The sequence below is a fragment of the Bacillus sp. NS1 genome (assembly GCF_058248265.1).
The window spans coordinates 86,948-104,499 of sequence record NZ_JBZAZF010000006.1; the positions used below are offsets into that span (position 1 = coordinate 86,948).

General features: G+C 47.3%; 16 protein-coding genes and 1 other annotated feature. Of the genes, 15 read left to right on the forward strand and 1 reads right to left on the reverse strand.

What is annotated here, in order from left to right:
• Positions 1–21: 21 nt before the first annotated feature.
• On the reverse strand, positions 22–1,005 hold the full coding sequence (locus AC4CV5_RS18850) for a glutaminase (protein ID WP_166854411.1): 984 nt from the start codon (positions 1,003–1,005) through the stop codon (positions 22–24).
• Positions 1,006–1,304: 299 nt separating this feature from the next.
• Here AC4CV5_RS18850 and glnK point away from each other — a divergent pair, with 299 nt between their 5' ends.
• The 15 genes from glnK to AC4CV5_RS18925 all read left to right on the forward strand — a co-directional run bounded on the left by glnK (position 1,305) and on the right by AC4CV5_RS18925 (position 17,550).
• Entirely contained in the window at positions 1,305–2,537 is a 1,233-nt protein-coding gene (gene glnK / locus AC4CV5_RS18855; protein WP_166854745.1) for a two-component system sensor histidine kinase GlnK, read from the forward strand.
• Between the two features lie 10 nt (positions 2,538–2,547).
• Positions 2,548–3,492, forward strand: a complete 945-nt coding sequence (gene glnL / locus AC4CV5_RS18860) for a glutamine utilization two-component system response regulator GlnL (protein WP_222143468.1) — start codon at positions 2,548–2,550, stop codon at positions 3,490–3,492.
• A gap of 228 nt (positions 3,493–3,720) precedes the next feature.
• A complete protein-coding gene (gene kdgD, locus AC4CV5_RS18865; RefSeq protein WP_490923589.1) occupies positions 3,721–4,647 on the forward strand; it encodes a 5-dehydro-4-deoxyglucarate dehydratase in 927 nt (308 codons plus the stop codon).
• A gap of 32 nt (positions 4,648–4,679) precedes the next feature.
• Positions 4,680–6,146 (forward strand): alpha-ketoglutaric semialdehyde dehydrogenase GucD, encoded by a 1,467-nt coding sequence (gucD, locus tag AC4CV5_RS18870; protein WP_490923590.1) that lies wholly within the window; start codon positions 4,680–4,682, stop codon positions 6,144–6,146.
• Positions 6,147–6,230: 84 nt separating this feature from the next.
• On the forward strand, positions 6,231–7,598 hold the full coding sequence (gene gudP / locus AC4CV5_RS18875) for a glucarate transporter GudP (RefSeq protein WP_490923592.1): 1,368 nt from the start codon (positions 6,231–6,233) through the stop codon (positions 7,596–7,598).
• A 36-nt stretch (positions 7,599–7,634) separates the two neighbouring features.
• The gene (gudD, locus tag AC4CV5_RS18880; protein WP_326222723.1) at positions 7,635–9,002 is read left to right on the forward strand and encodes a glucarate dehydratase; all 1,368 of its coding nucleotides are present in this window, start codon (positions 7,635–7,637) and stop codon (positions 9,000–9,002) included.
• 69 nt (positions 9,003–9,071) lie between these two features.
• Positions 9,072–9,773 carry a FadR/GntR family transcriptional regulator gene (locus AC4CV5_RS18885; RefSeq protein WP_166854405.1) on the forward strand — a complete coding sequence of 234 codons (702 nt, stop codon included), beginning with the start codon at positions 9,072–9,074 and terminating at the stop codon, positions 9,771–9,773.
• Positions 9,774–9,866: 93 nt separating this feature from the next.
• Positions 9,867–11,399 carry a galactarate dehydratase gene (gene garD / locus AC4CV5_RS18890; RefSeq protein WP_490923594.1) on the forward strand — a complete coding sequence of 511 codons (1,533 nt, stop codon included), beginning with the start codon at positions 9,867–9,869 and terminating at the stop codon, positions 11,397–11,399.
• A gap of 272 nt (positions 11,400–11,671) precedes the next feature.
• Positions 11,672–12,592, forward strand: coding sequence for a macrolide 2'-phosphotransferase MphK (gene mphK / locus AC4CV5_RS18895; protein ID WP_166854403.1), 921 nt, complete (start codon positions 11,672–11,674; stop codon positions 12,590–12,592).
• 56 nt (positions 12,593–12,648) lie between these two features.
• Positions 12,649–12,897: a binding site (T-box leader), on the forward strand.
• 95 nt (positions 12,898–12,992) lie between these two features.
• Positions 12,993–13,154, forward strand: a complete 162-nt coding sequence (gene rtpA, locus AC4CV5_RS18900; RefSeq protein WP_003241325.1) for an anti-TRAP regulator — start codon at positions 12,993–12,995, stop codon at positions 13,152–13,154.
• Between the two features lie 20 nt (positions 13,155–13,174).
• Positions 13,175–14,113 carry a DMT family transporter gene (locus AC4CV5_RS18905; RefSeq protein ID WP_490923596.1) on the forward strand — a complete coding sequence of 313 codons (939 nt, stop codon included), beginning with the start codon at positions 13,175–13,177 and terminating at the stop codon, positions 14,111–14,113.
• A gap of 96 nt (positions 14,114–14,209) precedes the next feature.
• Positions 14,210–14,890: a two-component system response regulator YcbL gene (gene ycbL / locus AC4CV5_RS18910; protein ID WP_490923657.1), complete on the forward strand. Its 681-nt coding sequence runs from the start codon at positions 14,210–14,212 to the stop codon at positions 14,888–14,890.
• A 1-nt stretch (position 14,891) separates the two neighbouring features.
• Positions 14,892–15,827 (forward strand): HAMP domain-containing histidine kinase, encoded by a 936-nt coding sequence (locus AC4CV5_RS18915; protein ID WP_490923598.1) that lies wholly within the window; start codon positions 14,892–14,894, stop codon positions 15,825–15,827.
• Positions 15,828–15,921: 94 nt separating this feature from the next.
• Positions 15,922–16,845: an ABC transporter ATP-binding protein gene (locus AC4CV5_RS18920; protein ID WP_166854400.1), complete on the forward strand. Its 924-nt coding sequence runs from the start codon at positions 15,922–15,924 to the stop codon at positions 16,843–16,845.
• Positions 16,846–16,863: 18 nt separating this feature from the next.
• Complete coding sequence (locus AC4CV5_RS18925; protein ID WP_166854399.1) at positions 16,864–17,550, forward strand: ABC transporter permease; 687 nt, start codon at positions 16,864–16,866, stop codon at positions 17,548–17,550.
• Positions 17,551–17,552: the final 2 nt, after the last annotated feature.

Consider the following 17,552-nt stretch of genomic DNA (forward strand, 5'->3'; position numbering starts at 1 on the left):
ACAATCACCTCTTTTTTATGTTTAAAAAATGCTGAGCTCCCACTCCTGTGCCATATGCTTCAGCAGCATACCGCCGGTGAGGCTGTTGCCGTATTCGTCAATGGCAGGCCCATAAATGCCGATGCCGCATCCGGATTGAAAAGGCTGTTCTCTTCTGGCGCTTGGAGGGACGAGAGCCATGATGCCGCCGGAGACGCCGCTTTTGGCCGGCACGCCGACAAAGGCCGCATATTTGCCTGAAGCGTTGTACATGCCGCACGTCAGCATTAACGCCTTGGCCAATTTTGCCACGTCTTTGGGAATCACCTGCTGGCGGCGAATCGGATGATAGCCGTCATGGGCAAGGATCAGGCCGATCAATGCGATGTCTTCTGTGGTGCCCTCCATGGCGCATTGCTTCAAGTACACCTCAAGCGTTTCTTCTACATCTGCTTCTAAAAAATTTGTTTCTTTTAAATAGTAGGCCAGCGCTCTGTTGCGGTGGGCGGTTTCCCATTCAGACCTGAACACTTCCTCATGAATTCTCGGCCGTTTTCCTACCAAGGTTTCCATCACTGAGTACAGAAACTCGAGCTTATCGTGTGCCGACTCACCCGGTAGAAGTGAGGCGATGGTGAGGGCACCCGCGTTGATCATAGGATTAAATGGCTTTCCCGGCTTGTTGATTTCGAGCCGAATGATTGAATTAAAGGCGTCACCTGTCGGCTCGACATCTACGCGGTCCAGCACATAAGGAATGCCGCGGCTCATGCAGGCGGCAATAAAGCTGATCACTTTTGAAATGCTTTGCAGGGTAAAAGGGACGTTCCAATCGCCGGCATGTATCATTGTTCCGTCAGGCTCCAATATACAAATGCCGAGCTGTGAGTCATTGACTTTTCCTAAAGCGGGGATATAGTTTGCACTTTGTCCATTGGCGGCAAAGGGGCGATAGTGCTCAACCCAATCATGCAGCTGTGATGCCGGGTCTATTTCTGTTTGGGGCTCTTTTATCAATTCTTTCATCGAATTCCTCCTTACTGTTTTTCTTCTTTAAGGACTGAGGTTTATCAAAACGAAGGCTGAAGGGGCATTAAACGCTTTCATAAAAGCGGAAGTATATTTACTGTATAATGGCGACTACAGAATCATACAAAATACGACAAAACTATTTTGAAAATAAGCCGTAAGATTTATAAAAAGCTCATGTTCTGGGTCAAAAGAAATTTGCAGGTTTTCTGCTGTTTCCCCAAAATAGAAGCGAGGATGTGATCATGATAAAATTGGAACGTTTTTTTGAAAAAGACGGATATATACTGGCTCTCATGCTGATTACGGTGCCGCTGGCAGGTGAACTGAAATTTTATCCCCTTAATGAAGAGTTCCGGATCAGCTTTGGCGCACCCGCTTTTTTCTTCTTCTTATCGCTGCTGCGGCAAGTGCCCGCTGTGCTGCCGGGATTTCTGACTGGAGCGGCTGTTTTCATCTTTCGCGTCTTCCTGGAATTATGGGGCGGGGGACACAGCGGACTGACTCCGATTCTGTATGACCAAGCGTCTGGCTTTTTCTTTTATATGACTTACGCCTGTCTGTTTTCCGTATTAAAGGCTAATCGTTTCCGCGAACGGCCGGTTATGCTCGGTTTTATCGGGTTTATGATTGAAATTGTGTCAGATTGTGTCGAGCTGGCCGTGCAGTTTCTCATTTTCCATACGGTTGTCACGCCTGAGAAAATCACGGATATCGCAGTGATTGCGATTTCTCACACATTTATCGTGATGAGTTTTTATACTGTGCTGAAGCTTTATGAAACGCAGTCGAGAGAAAAACAGACGAGGCGGCAGCATGAGCACATGCTGATGATCGTTTCGAATTTATACGAAGAAACGGTGCATTTAAAAAAGACGCTGAAAACGACAGAGCAAGTGACGAACGATTCGTATCAGCTCTATCGGGAAGTGAAGGGCAAGGATGATCAGCTCAGCGGCAGAATCCTGAGGTTGGCCGGAGAGATTCATGAAGTGAAAAAAGACAACCAGCGGATTTTCGCAGGGCTTTCAAAACTGATTTCGAATGAGAGTTTAAGAGATTATATGAGGGCTTCTGATTTGCTGCAGCTTGTGATTCGAATGAATGAAAAGTACGCTGAATCACTGAAAAAGCAGATTGATTTTCACTGCTCGATAGAGGGAGAGCATGACGAATATCACGTATTTATCGTGCTTTCGATTATTAATAATCTAACGGCAAATGCGGTAGAGGCCATGGGAGAAGAGGGGATGATCAGCCTGAGCCTGCGTAGGCCAAATGAGAGTATGGTAGAATTTCAGGTGGAAGACAATGGTCCCGGTATTCCTGAAAAAATAGGAGACATTGTGTTTGATCCGGGCTTTACTTCAAAATATGACGAATTTGGCACGCCTTCTACGGGAATCGGACTTTCCTATGTGAAGGAAATAGTGACTGAACTAGATGGGGATATTACGTTTGATAACCAGCAGCGGGGTGTGGTGTTTGCCATCACGCTGCCTGTCCGGCATTTGATTCAGAAAGGATGAACCGAAAGATATGCGTTTTTTTATCGCTGATGATGACCGTGCAGTACGGTCAATTTTAAGGCAGATCATTGAAGATGAGGATCTCGGAGAAGCTGCTGGTGAAGCGGACGACGGGAGCCAGGTGGAAGGGCATATGCTGCAATTCAAGCAGATTGATATTTTATTAATTGATCTGTTAATGCCCGGAAGAGACGGCATTGAGACGATTCGCCAGCTCCAGAATACGTACTCCGGCAAAATCGTGATGATCTCACAAGTGGAAGCGAAGGAAATGGTCGGGGAAGCGTACTCGCTCGGCATCGAATATTTTATCCATAAGCCGATTAACCGCATAGAAATTGTCACGGTTCTCCAAAAGGTGAAGGAGCGGATCGAGCTTGAGCAATCGATTGGGGCTATTCAGCACTCTCTAAGCCGGCTTGTCAATCGGACTGAACAGAAAGCGCGCCCTCAGCAGCAAAGTGACAGCGGCTTAAAAGAAGCAGGAACATTCCTGTTGTCCGAGCTGGGCATGATGGGGGAAGGCGGCGCACATGATCTCATGGCCGTGCTCCAGTATTTGGCAGAACATGAGCAATCTGAGCCGTACGAAAAACATATCCCTTCGCTCAAACAGATCTTCACCCAAGTAGCGGAACGGAAGCTGGGGGCAGGGGCATCCGAAACGGAGGTCAATCGAGAAATGAAAGCCTCAGAGCAGCGCATCCGCAGAGCGATTATCCATTCACTGCACCATTTTGCTTCATTAGGGACAACTGATTTTTCAAATCCGAAATTTGAAACCTATGCATCGAAATTCTTTGATTTTCCGGTTGTCAGCCAGAAAATGAAAGAACTCCAATCCAAGGATGCAAAACCTCTCGCCCCTGCAAGAGTGAATATGAAAAAATTCATTCACGTGTTCTTTTTGGAAGCGAAGCTTTTGCACGAGACGATGAAACAAAGAACGATGTAAACCAAAACAGCCGCCGGTCCGGCTGTTTTTTTGTTGCTACAGAACCCCGGTGGGACAGCGGTTTACTGGTTAATTTATAAAATATCAGAAAATAAAGATATTGACTTATTGTTTATTTGTCTTACAATTAAACAAAAGGATATAGGGAAGGAGCGGATGTAAAACCAAAAAATAATAAAAGCGCTTTCAGTTAGGGGCTGTATATACAAATAACAGGAGGTTATGTTGATGAGCCATATCAGAAAAGCACCCGCTGGAATATTAGGTTTTCCGGTTGCACCTTTTAATACACAAGGAAAACTGGAGGAAGAAGCTCTTTTTCAAAATATCGAGTTTTTGCTTGAAGAAGGCTTGGAAGCGATTTTTATTGCTTGCGGGTCTGGTGAATTTCAATCCCTCAGCCAGAAAGAATACGAGCAAATGGTGGAAGTTGCAGTCTCGGCAGCCGGAGGAAAGGTTCCGGTTTATACGGGGGTGGGCGGTAACCTCAGTACAGCGCTTGAATGGGCGCAGCTGTCGGAGAAAAAAGGCGCCGACGGATACTTGATCCTGCCTCCGTATTTGGTGCATGGCGAACAGGAGGGGCTTTATCAGTATGCGAAAACGATTATTGAAAGCACCGATTTGAATGCAATTCTTTATCAGCGCGATAACGCCGTTCTCTCTCTTGAACAGATCAAGCGGCTGACAGAATTTGAACAGCTGGTTGGTGTGAAGGACGGGGTGGGGAATATGGATTTGAATATTAATCTCGTCTATACGCTCGGCGACCGCTTAGGATGGCTCAACGGAATGCCGATGGCTGAAGTGACGATGCCGGCTTACCTGTCGATCGGGTTTCACTCCTATTCTTCAGCGATTTCAAATTATATCCCGCATATTTCCCGGATGTTCTATGACGCATTGAAAAACGGAAATAACGAGCTTGTGAAGGAGCTCTATCAGCATGTGATTCTTCCAATCAACAACATTCGCAAGCAACGGAAAGGATATGCCGTATCTTTGATTAAAGCGGGCATGGAGATCATGGGATTGAATGTGAGAAACACAGCCAGACCGCCAGTCGGCCCGGTTGAAAAAGAGCACTATCAGCAATTAGAAGCGATTTTGAAGCAGGCGGCTGACCGTTTTCCGAAAAAAGCCGCGACGGTTTGATAAACAGAAAAAACATGAAAGGGGCAATGGGCATGTCTGTGATCACGGAACAAAATAGGTATCTCAACTTTATTAACGGAGAGTGGGTTAAGTCTCAATCAGGCGATATGGTCAAGGTCGAAAACCCTGCGGATGTAAACGATATTGTCGGCTATGTACAGAATTCAACGGCTGAAGATGTGGAACGGGCCGTTGCGGCCGCCAATGAAGCCAAAACGGCTTGGAGAAAGCTGACGGGAGCCGAGCGGGGCCAATTCTTATACAAAACAGCGGATATTATGGAGCAGCACTTAGAGGAAATCGCCTCCTGTGCAACGCGTGAGATGGGAAAAACACTGCCCGAAGCGAAAGGCGAAACAGCCCGCGGAATTGCCATTCTGCGTTATTATGCCGGAGAGGGGATGCGCAAAATGGGTGACGTGATTCCGTCTACTGACAAAGACGCGCTCATGTTCACCACCCGTGTTCCGCTCGGTGTGGTCGGCGTGATTTCTCCGTGGAACTTCCCGGTGGCGATTCCAATTTGGAAAATGGCCCCGGCATTGGTATACGGCAATACCGTTGTCATCAAACCGGCGACAGAAACAGCTGTGACATGCGCGAAAATCATTGCCTGCTTTGAAGAAGCAGGGATCCCGGCAGGGGTCATCAATTTGGTGACAGGCCCGGGTTCTGTTGTCGGGCAGGGACTTGCTGAGCATGAAGGTGTAAACGCCGTTACGTTTACGGGTTCAAATCAAGTCGGGAAAATCATCGGGCAAGCCGCTTTAGCGAGAGGAGCCAAATATCAGCTTGAAATGGGCGGCAAAAACCCGGTCATCGTAGCCGATGACGCTGACCTTGAAGAGGCAGCAGAAGCTGTCATTACGGGTGCCTTCCGTTCAACCGGCCAGAAGTGCACCGCGACAAGCCGCGTCATCGTGCAAAGCGGAATTTACGACCGTTTTAGAGAAAAACTCCTCCAGCGCACAAAGGATATTACGATCGGAGACAGCTTAAAAGAGGATGTCTGGATGGGACCGATCGCCAGCAAGAATCAGCTTGACAACTGCCTGTCGTACATTGAGAAAGGTAAACAAGAGGGCGCTTCCCTTTTGATTGGAGGAGAAAAGCTAGAGGACGGTAAGTATCAAAACGGCTATTATGTTCAGCCCGCCATTTTTGACAATGTGACATCTGAGATGACGATCGCCCAAGAGGAAATTTTCGGCCCAGTGATCGCCTTGATCAAGGTGGACGCGATGGAGGAGGCACTGAATATCGCCAATGATGTAAAGTTCGGCTTAAGCGCATCCATTTTCACGCAAAACATCGGCCGAATGCTTTCATTCGTTGATGAAATTGACGCGGGGCTTGTCCGGATTAACGCGGAAAGCGCGGGTGTTGAGCTTCAGGCGCCTTTTGGCGGCATGAAGCAGTCGAGTTCTCACTCCCGCGAACAGGGTGAGGCGGCGAAGGACTTTTTCACGGCAATCAAAACCGTGTTTGTAAAGCCGTAATGGTGCTGGAAAGAGGCGGACGTCTCTTTCCCAGCTTTATCACAGCCAGCATATGATTCTCTACTTTGAAAAGGAGAAGATACTATGAAAAAAGACTATGCGAATGTTTCGCCGGCGGGCAAAAAAACGTCTGTACGCTGGTTCATCGTTTTTATGCTGTTTCTTGTGACTTCTATTAACTACGCGGATCGGGCAACGCTTTCCATCACCGGAGATTCCGTCCAGCATGATCTGGGATTGGACTCGGTCGCTATGGGCTATGTCTTTTCTGCTTTTGGCTGGGCCTATGTCATCGGGCAGCTTCCGGGCGGCTGGCTGCTGGACCGGTTTGGTTCAAAGACTGTCATTGCGTTGAGCATCTTTTTCTGGTCGTTTTTTACGCTGCTGCAGGGGGCGATTGGTTTTTTCTCCGCCGGCACAGCGATTATCCTGTTGTTTGCACTGCGTTTTCTGGTCGGCTTGTCCGAGGCGCCTTCATTTCCCGGAAACGGCAGAGTTGTTGCCTCATGGTTCCCAAGCTCTGAGCGCGGGACAGCTTCAGCCTTTTTTAATTCAGCTCAATACTTCGCAATCGTCATTTTTTCTCCTTTAATGGGCTGGCTCACCCACTCTTTCGGCTGGCATTCTGTCTTTGTTGTCATGGGTGCCGCGGGCATTCTTCTGGCTGTTATTTGGCTAAAAACAGTGTATGAACCGAAAAAACATCCGAAGGTCAACGAAGCCGAGCTCGCGTACATCGAAAAGGGCGGCGGGCTGATTTCTATGGATGACAGCAAAAGCAAGCAAGAAAAAGAATCGAACTGGCCGTATATCAAACAGCTGTTAACGAACCGCATGCTGATTGGCGTGTACATCGCGCAATATTGCATTACGACTCTCACCTATTTCTTTCTCACATGGTTTCCGGTATATTTGGTTCAGGCCCGCGGCATGTCTATTCTCGAAGCAGGGTTTGTCGCTTCTCTTCCGGCGCTGTGCGGATTTGCCGGCGGCGTGCTTGGGGGCATTGTGTCAGACATCTTACTCAAAAAAGGCCGTTCGCTGACCTTTGCAAGAAAAGCGCCGATCATTGTCGGCATGCTGCTGTCTTGCAGTATGATTGTCTGCAACTATACAGATTCAGCGTGGCTCGTCGTTGTCATTATGTCACTTGCTTTTTTCGGAAAAGGATTCGGCGCATTGGGATGGGCTGTCGTGTCGGACACGTCTCCGAAAGAGTGTGCAGGATTAAGCGGCGGTTTGTTCAACACGTTCGGAAATATAGCCTCAATTACAACGCCGATTATTATCGGCTACATCGTAAATGCCACAGGATCTTTTAATGGCGCGCTCGTGTTTGTCGGTGCTAATGCTGTTGCGGCGATCCTCAGCTATTTGCTGCTGGTCGGGCCGATCAAACGGGTCGTGTTAAAGAAGCAAGAGCAGGACCCCGATCAATCATTGCCTGTCTAATATTTATGAAAGCGCTTTATAAAAGGAGGAAAATACATGAGTTCACCAATACAAGAGCAGGTTCAAAAAGAAAAGAGATCGAATATTCCTTCAATTTGTGAGATGAAGGTGATCCCTGTTGCGGGACATGACAGCATGCTGCTGAATCTAAGCGGCGCACACAGCCCATTTTTCACCCGGAATATCGTGATCTTAACTGACAGCAGCGGAAATCAGGGAGTCGGAGAGGTGCCTGGTGGAGAACAGATACGCCGTACACTCGAGCTGGCAGAACCGCTTGTTGTCGGAAAATCCATTGGTGCGTACCAGTCAATATTGCAAACGGTTAGAAAGCAGTTTGCCGATCAAGACAAGGGAGGACGCGGCATTCAGACGTTTGATTTGCGCACCACGATACATGCCGTCACAGCGCTGGAAGCGGCTTTGTTAGATTTGCTTGGAAAGTTTCTTCAAGAACCGGTCGCGGCTTTGCTTGGCGAAGGGAGGCAGCGTGATGAAGTGAAAATGCTCGGCTACCTCTTTTACATCGGCGATCGAAAGCGGACGACCTTGCCATATCAAAATGATGAGCAGTCAGATTGCGGGTGGTTCCGTCTCCGCCATGAGGAAGCACTAACCCCAGAGGCCATTGTACGTCTTGCTGAATCCGCGCAGGAGCGCTACGGCTTTCAGGATTTCAAGCTGAAAGGCGGGGTGCTGCGGGGAGAGGAGGAAATTGAAGCTGTTACCGCATTAGCAAAACGTTTTCCAGAGGCAAGGATCACTCTTGATCCGAACGGGGCTTGGTCATTAGAGGAAGCTATTGCATTATGCAAAGGTAAACATGATGTGCTCGCGTATGCGGAAGATCCGTGCGGGGATGAGAACGGCTACTCCGCCCGAGAAGTAATGGCTGAATTCCGCCGCGCGACAGGGCTTCCTACCGCAACAAATATGATTGCGACCGACTGGCGGGAAATGGGTCACGCGATCCAGCTTCATGCGGTGGATATTCCGCTGGCTGATCCCCATTTCTGGACGATGCAGGGTTCGGTGCGGGTTGCGCAAATGTGCCATGATTGGGGTTTGACATGGGGATCTCACTCCAACAACCACTTTGATATCTCCCTTGCAATGTTTACCCATGTGGCAGCAGCGGCTCCGGGACGCATTACGGCGATTGATACCCATTGGATTTGGCAGGACGGGCAGCGTTTAACGAAACAGCCTTTTGAGATTTCTGAGGGTTGTGTCAAGGTGCCGAATAAGCCCGGTCTCGGTATTGACATTGATATGGAACAAGTGGAAAAAGCCCATGAACTCTATCGAAAAATGAATTTAGGCGCGCGGAATGATGCGGTCCCTATGCAGTTTTTGATCAGCAACTGGGAGTTCGACCGCAAACGCCCTTGTCTTGTGCGATAAGTTTTATTGCAAATATTGTCATATTGGCTGTTTTGTCTTACAATTGAACAACTGAAGGGAGAGTTGTTCGTGTACGAAGGTTTAGAAGATCTGAAAGTCGATACAGTCAATCGGAAAACATTAGCCAAGCAGGTCATTGAACGGATTGTCCATTTATTATCGAGCGGACAGTTAAAGGCTGGAGACAAATTGCCGACAGAAATGGAACTGATGGACATTTTGCATGTCAGCAGGCCGGTGCTTCGCGAGGCCCTCAGCTCACTAGAGACACTTGGGGTGATTACGAGAAAAACCCGCGGCGGCACGTATTTCAACGATAAAATCGGCATGCAGCCATTTTCCGTCATGCTTGCCTTGGCCACTGATAATCTTCCGGCTATCATTGAAGCGCGGATGGCGTTAGAACTCGGACTTGTGACGATTGCTGCGGAAAAAATTAATGAGGATGAGCTTCAGCGTTTGCAGAAGACAATCGACGACATCGCCAGCAGTACTGACAATCTTTATGGTGAAGCAGATAAAGAATTTCATCGAATTATTGCATTAAGTGCCAATAACCCCGTTGTTGAAGGGATGATTCAATCCCTGCTGATCACCCATGCGAAAATTGACAGCCAGATACCGTACAGGGAGAGAGATATAACGGTCGAATATCACAAAAAAATCTACGACGCTCTTGCTAAAAGAGACCCCTACAAAGCGCATTACCACATGTATGAGCATCTGAAATTTGTCCGTGACAAAATTTTGAAGGGCATGGATAAGAAATAATTGTAGACTACAGCCGCAGTTGAAAGGGAAGAGCTGCGGCTTTTTTGAACCGATATAGAAAACGCTTACTATGATATGAGGAGTGATTTTCAGATGGCGATGAACCTCAGAAAGAACCAAGCGCCCCTTTACATCAAAGTGAATGAAACAGATAACACGGCGATTATTGTTAATGACGGAGGACTGCCAAAGGGCACTGTTTTTTCATGTGGACTCGTACTTGAAGAGGATGTACCTCAAGGCCATAAGGTGGCCTTAACCGATCTGAATCAAGGAGATGAGATTGTTCGTTACGGTGAGGTGATCGGATTTGCCGATGAGACGATCAAACGCGGGAGCTGGATAAGGGAAGCCCTCGTAAGAATGCCCGCTCCTCCGGCTTTAGACGATCTTCCTCTCGCAAACAGAGTGCCCAAACCGCTTCCGCCTCTTGAAGGCTACACGTTTGAAGGGTATCGAAATGCGGACGGCAGTGCGGGGACGAAAAATATTCTCGGTATCACTACAAGTGTTCAATGTGTGGTTGGCGTTTTGGATTATGCAGTCAAACGGATAAAAGAAGAGCTGCTGCCGAAATATCCAAATGTCGATGATGTTGTACCACTGCACCATCAATACGGCTGCGGTGTGGCGATCAATGCGCCGGATGCCGTCATTCCGATTCGCACGATTCAAAATCTGGCGAAGCATCCGAACTTCGGCGGGGAAGTGATGGTGATCGGATTAGGATGTGAAAAGCTCCTCCCGTCAAGAATTGCTTCTGAGAATCAGGATGACATTCTATCACTTCAGGATCATCAAGGTTTTGCGGCAATGATTCAGTCCATGTTGGAAATGGCGGAAGAACGGTTGATCAGGCTGAACAGCAGAACCCGTGTGACCTGCCCTGTTTCTGATCTTGTCATCGGCCTGCAATGTGGCGGCAGTGATGCGTTTTCCGGCGTGACAGCGAATCCCGCGGTGGGGTATGCAGCTGATTTATTGGTTCGCGCAGGTGCAACTGTTTTGTTTTCTGAGGTGACAGAGGTGCGGGATGCGATTCATTTATTAACGCCGCGGGCTGTGAGTGAAGAGGTCGGACATACGCTGATCGAAGAGATGAAGTGGTATGACAGCTATCTGCGGCGGGGGGAAGCAGACCGAAGCGCGAACCCGTCACCAGGCAATAAAAAAGGCGGATTATCCAATGTGGTGGAAAAAGCGTTAGGCTCGGTAGCGAAATCAGGCACAAGCCCCATCTCCGGCGTGCTCGGCCCAGGTGAAAAGGCGGAGCGAAAAGGCCTGCTGTTTGCGGCGACACCGGCAAGCGATTTTGTGTGTGGTACCCTGCAGCTGGCGGCAGGCATGAATCTGCAGGTTTTTACGACAGGAAGGGGAACACCGTACGGCTTGGCCGCTGCACCGGTACTGAAAGTATCGACACGTCATTCATTATCAGAGCATTGGGCGGATTTAATCGATATTAATGCCGGGCGAATCGCAACAGGTGAAGCCAGTATTGAAGACGTAGGCTGGGAAATCTTCAGGACGATTCTGGATGTGGCAAGCGGCCGAAAACAAACGTGGGCGGACCGGTGGGGCCTTCATAATGATTTGTGCTTGTTTAATCCTGCACCAGTGACTTGATTCATTGTTCTAGCAGCTCATAATTGGAATATGATGTAAAAAGGTAAACGACATACAAAGAACGGAGGGGTTACAGCATGGCATTCATTAGATTCCGATTGATACGAATTCAATAGTGAACGACTCTCGCCTGATTGCGGAGAATCGGGATGAATCTGCCTATGTATGAGCCCTTATATTGTCATCAAAAGAGGGTAGCGATGCGGCCCTCTTTTTGTGCTTCAACATCCCTTCTCTCTACGACAGGCGGAACATGAGAAAGGGGAAAAGAGATGACAAACCAGAACGACATACAGCTGATCACAGAGACTGTCGCGCTTGCACGCAACCAAGGTTTGGCGGTTCACTCTGAAAATGCGAAATTAAATGAAACTGGAATGGATTTTCAAGTTGTATTCGCCGAAGACGATACAGGTATGCCATGGGTGCTGCGAAAACCGCGGCGAAGTGATGTTGTTGAAAGAGCAGTTTCAGAAGGCAGAACGCTTGCCTTTCTCCGCACGGTTCTTACAGCTGATGTACCGGATTGGAACATTCACACACCGGAATTGATTGCTTACCCAATGTTAAAAGGAACGCCAGCTGCTGTGATTGATCTGGAACAGAAACAGTATGTATGGAATATGAATCATCAGCCGCCGTCAGACCATTTTATAAGGACACTAGCCGAGATACTGGCTGAATTACATGGAGTGAACCCAGCAGACGCTTGCCAATCTGGTATAAAAGTGATGAGTCCGGAAGAAGTCAGGCGAAACATAGTTGAATCTATGGATGACGTAAAGAACAAGCTTGGAGTGTCTGAACAGCTTTGGCAAAGATGGCAAACGTGGATAAATGATGATGCATATTGGCCGGAGTTTTCCGTACTGATACACGGTGATCTACATCCACCGCATATTTTGATTGGCCAAAATGAACATGTCACAGGCCTTCTAGATTGGACAGAGGCCAAAGTCGCTGATCCTGCAAAAGATTTTATCTTTTATCAAATGCTGTTCGGGGAAGAGGAAACTGCCCGTTTGCTTGAATACTATCATCAAGCAGGCGGCCGCGTATGGGCAAAAATGCAGGAACACATTTCAGAGATGCAAGCGGCATATCCGCTGGAAGTTGCCAAGTTTGCTCTTCAGACACAGCAAGAGGAGCACATCAAAATGGCGCTGGAGGCACTCGGCGTAAAATCGGATTAAGAATTGACTTCTTAAAATTAACCGAGTATTATAAATTTTACTAACAAAAGAACGGATCAACAATCGTGAGGAAGAGTAAGTACGCGTCAGTGTGTGAGGTTCAGAGAGTCGGTGGCAGGTGTGAACCGATCCTCCCCTGATGCCGAATGGGCTTCTGAATTGCTTTGCTGAACGGATAGTAGGCGAAGCCGGGATTCTCTCCCCGTTACCAAGAGAGGCGTATCGAAACGGATGTTTTCTGTACTGAGAGTGAACGGCTGTATAGCTGTTAATAAAGGTGGTACCGCGAGACCCTCGTCCTTTGCATAGGACGGGGGTTTTTTGTGTCTTAAAGGAGGTGACGGCCAATGGATGATGGCTGGTGGGTGCATAACAGATGAAGAGGAAAGGAGGATGTCATGTGGTCATAGCAACTGATGATCTTGAGGTCGCATGCCCTGAGTGTGAAAGAGCAGGAGAAATCGAAGGCAGCCCATGTCCAGCTTGCGGCGGGAAGGGCGTCATTCTGACGGCTCAAGGAAATACGCTTCTGGATTTTATACAAAAGCATTTGAACAAGTAAAGGAGAAAAGCTGAGCTGAGATGAGAGTAGAAGAGCAGAGTAAGATTCGCAAGGCATCGGCAGGTACGGTTTTTTTGCTGATCGGAACGGCTTGTTTTGCATCTAAGTCGATTTGGATTAAATGGGCATATCAAATGGGTGCTGAGCCAGACGCGGTATTGTTATACAGACAGCTGTTTGCTGTTCCGCTGTTTTGGCTGATCTTTTTGTTATACCGTCCTCCAATGCCAGACGATATGAAAAAAGGAGATCTATGGAGGGCGTGTGTCGCGGGAGTGTTTTGTTTTTTTCTGTCTCCCTTGTTTGATTTTATCGGGCTGAACCATGTACCCGCAATGGTTGAGCGTATTTTGCTGATGAGCTATCCGGTGTTTATGATCGGATTCAACGCGTGTTATGACCGGAAAATGGTTTCCATCCAAGACCTTTTCGCAGTGTTGATGGTCATGATCGGTTTTTTCTTTGCGCTCGGCGGCTGGAATGCTGAGCTTTTTCAGGCGAATATGATTGGATCTGTATTCATTTTGTTATCCTCGGCCGTTTATGCTGGTTATCTTGTCCTTTCCGGGCGTCTCGTCCATCAAATCGGCGGCATCCGACTCAATGCTTACGGGATGACAGCAGCCGGAGCGGCCATGATGCTTTACACAGGCATAAAGGCGGCGATCGGCATGAATACGCCAATGACAGCATATCCGCTTGCTGTGTACGGTTTGTTTGTGTTCACCGCAGTCGTCTCCACTGTAATTCCATTTGTGCTGATGCTTGAGGGCATAAAACGAATCGGGGCACTGCGAGCTGCCACTATTTCAATGGCAGGGCCTGTCCTGACGATTTTCTTTGGAGCCTTATTTCTCGGTGAGCGGCTCCAGCTTACTCAAACCATTGGATGCGCAGCTGTATTTATTGTCATAACGGGCATGGAATATAGAAAACTGAAAACAGGTAAAAATGAATAATTTTTGTAAAACACACACGTTTTTCAATTACAATAAGTGTAATCACGTGTTTGTTTTTTGATTTTGCAAAGGTTAGGTGAGAAGATGCAGCGCATATTGCTAGTAGAAGACGACCATTCAATCAGTGAAATGGTGGGTCATTATTTAACAAAAGAAGGCTTTGAGATGGTACATGCTTTCGACGGTGAAGAAGGAATCCGGCTGTTTCAGCACGATTCATATGATTTGATTCTCCTTGATATCATGCTCCCGAAACTGAACGGCATGGATTTTTTGAAAATCATCCGGGAAAAAAGCAACGTTCCGGTTTTGATGATTTCAGCAAAAGACGGAGATGTGGACAAAGCATTGGGACTGGGATTTGGGGCGGATGATTATATTGCCAAACCGTTTTCAATGATTGAGCTGACAGCCAGAGTAAAAGCCGCGATACGGCGGGCGACGCAATATTCGGCGGAGGAACCGGCTAAGAATAGGGTGATCCGGATTCACCAGCTTGAAATAGATATAGACAATGTTTCAGTTTTGAAAAACGAAGAACCGCTTCAGCTGACGTCAACAGAGTGGCAGCTGCTGTGCCTATTTGCGGCAAATCCCAAAAAAGTGTTTACGAAAGAACAAATCTACCGTTCCGTCTGGAATGAAGAGTACTTTGGTGATCAAAACATCATTAACGTACATATGCGGCGGCTTAGAGAAAAGATTGAAGACGATCCCTCTTCCCCTCAATATATTAAAACGTTATGGGGCATCGGTTATAAATTAGGAGAGTTTTAGAATGACAGTGTTATGGATGGCCGTTGTCATCGTTCTGGTATGTCTGAATGTCATTCAATTCATGATGAAAAAGAAGCGGGACGGGAATCTGGCTTACACGGCAGAACAGCTTGGCTCCATGCTCAGCCGGGATTCGGCGGGACAAATTTTGCTTCCTACAGATGATCATGCGCTCAAAGACCTGCTTGTCAACATCAATCTTTTCGTTGAGAATCGTCAGCAGATCAGCGCTCAGTTTGCCAAAACAGAGCAATCCATGAAGCGGATGCTGACCAATATGTCGCACGACCTGAAAACGCCGTTAACGGTCATTCTCGGTTATATCGAAGCCATTCAAAGTGACCCAGACATGCCGGATGAAGAGCGGGAAAGATTACTGGGGAAGCTCCGCCAGAAAACAAATGAACTGATTCAGATGATCAACTCCTTTTTTGATTTGGCGAAATTAGAATCTGAAGATAAAGACATTCCGATCACCAAAGTACATATGAACGACATATGCAAACGAAATATCCTGCACTATTATGACGCTGTTCAGTCAAAAGGTTTTGAAGCTGCCATCGATATCCCGGATACGCCGGTGTATGCCCGCGCGAATGAAGAGGCACTGGACAGAATCCTGCAAAACCTATTGTCCAATGCGATTCAATATGGCGCGGCCGGCAAGTTTATCGGCATAACGCTGTCGTATGATGAGACGAGCGTTGCCATCACCGTATGGGATCGGGGAAAAGGGATTAGTGAAACCGATCAGCAGCGTGTGTTTGAGAGGCTGTACACGCTTGAAGAATCCAGAAATAAAGCATTTCAAGGTAGCGGTCTCGGCTTAACCATCACGAAACGGCTTACAGAGAAAATGGGAGGCGCCATATCGGTTCAAAGCAAGCCGTACGAACGGACTGCATTTACGATCACATTGAAACGAATGACATATTAACAAACGTAAGAATTTCTTAAGATTTGAGAAATAAAAATGACAGGGCTCGCCGCTACAATAGAAAACAGGAAAAGAGAGGGAAGGAGAAACGAACTTGACTTATATCGTACAAACAAACGGACTGACCAAAACGTATCAGGGCAAAGAAGTCGTATCCAATGTCAGCATGCATATAAAAAAAGGCGAAATTTATGGCTTTCTCGGCCCGAACGGCGCGGGTAAAACAACCATTATGAAAATGCTGACGAGCCTTGTCAAACCGACAAGCGGTGAAATCAGTATCCTAGGGAACAAGCTTACCCACACGTCATACGAGGTGCTGGGGAGCATCGGCAGCATGATTGAATATCCGATTTTTTATGAAAATCTGACAGCAGTAGAAAATTTAGATCTGCATTGTGAATACATGGGGTACCACAATAAAAAAGCCATTCAAGAAGTGCTGGATATGGTCAATTTAAAACAAATCGACAAGCAGCCCGTCAAAACATTTTCGCTCGGTATGAAGCAGCGCCTTGGGATTGCGCGTGCCATCCTCACGAAGCCGGATCTGCTTATTTTGGATGAGCCGGTTAATGGTCTTGATCCACTCGGCATCAAAAAGATCAGGCAGCTGTTTCAAGTGCTGAGCAAAGAGTACGGTATGACGCTGCTGATCTCAAGCCACTTGCTGAGTGAAATCGAACAAATTGCAGACACGATCGGCGTCATTCGGGACGGCAGGCTGCTTGAAGAAGTGTCAATGGAGGATGTAAGAGGACAGAATACTGAATACATCGAGTTTGTCACACCGAATCAGACAAGGGCCTGCTTTGTGCTGGAGAAAGAGCTGCGATTAACCAACTTTAAGATTTTAAACGAGAAAACGATTCGAATTTACGAGGCTGAAGCCTCTCAGGCTGCCATATCTAAAGCGCTGGTTTTACATGATGTAGACATTGAATCAATGACCAAAAAGTATACGTCGCTGGAGGATTATTTTATCAACTTGATCAACGGCAATAGCATCAGTGCGTAAAGGAGGAGAGACACGTTGATGAATTTGATCAGAATCGAATTGAGAAAAATGAAGATGGGCTGGTATGTCAGAGGTGCCCTCATTGCCAACTTGATCATCATGGGCTTTTTGTGGCTGATCTGTTATTCAGAAAAAGCTGAAAGTGGGGTTTCGTTTCAAAGCACGGAGGAAGCGTTTCTCATCATCGGCACTTTCGTCAGAGCGGTATTTATCGTTTTTGGCGCAGTGCTGATCGCAAAATTGGTGATTTCGGAATACAAAAACAAAACCATTCTTGTGATGTTCACGTACCCGATCAGCCGGAAAAAGCTGCTCACTGCTAAGCTCATGATCGCGGGCGGACTGACGTTTATCACAATCTTACTATCAAATATACTCATAGCCGCCAATTTCTTTTGGCTCAACTCGATCTACCATTTCATACCGGGAGAGCTTACTTCCGAAATCATGTCTCAGCAGGCGGTAAAAATGGCGGTTTTCGCTTTTGGCGCCGCTGGAACCAGTTTAGTTCCCATCTTTTTTGGGATGCGTAAACACTCGGTTCCGGCTACCATCATATCATCTGTAGTGATTGTTATGCTCATCAGTTCAACAAACCCTGGTTTCTCCATTTCGTCTGTTGTTTATATCCCATTATCTTTAGCGGCTTTCGGTTTGGTTTTTTCCTACATGGCGATCAGGAACGCAGACAAGCAAGATGCGTAAAC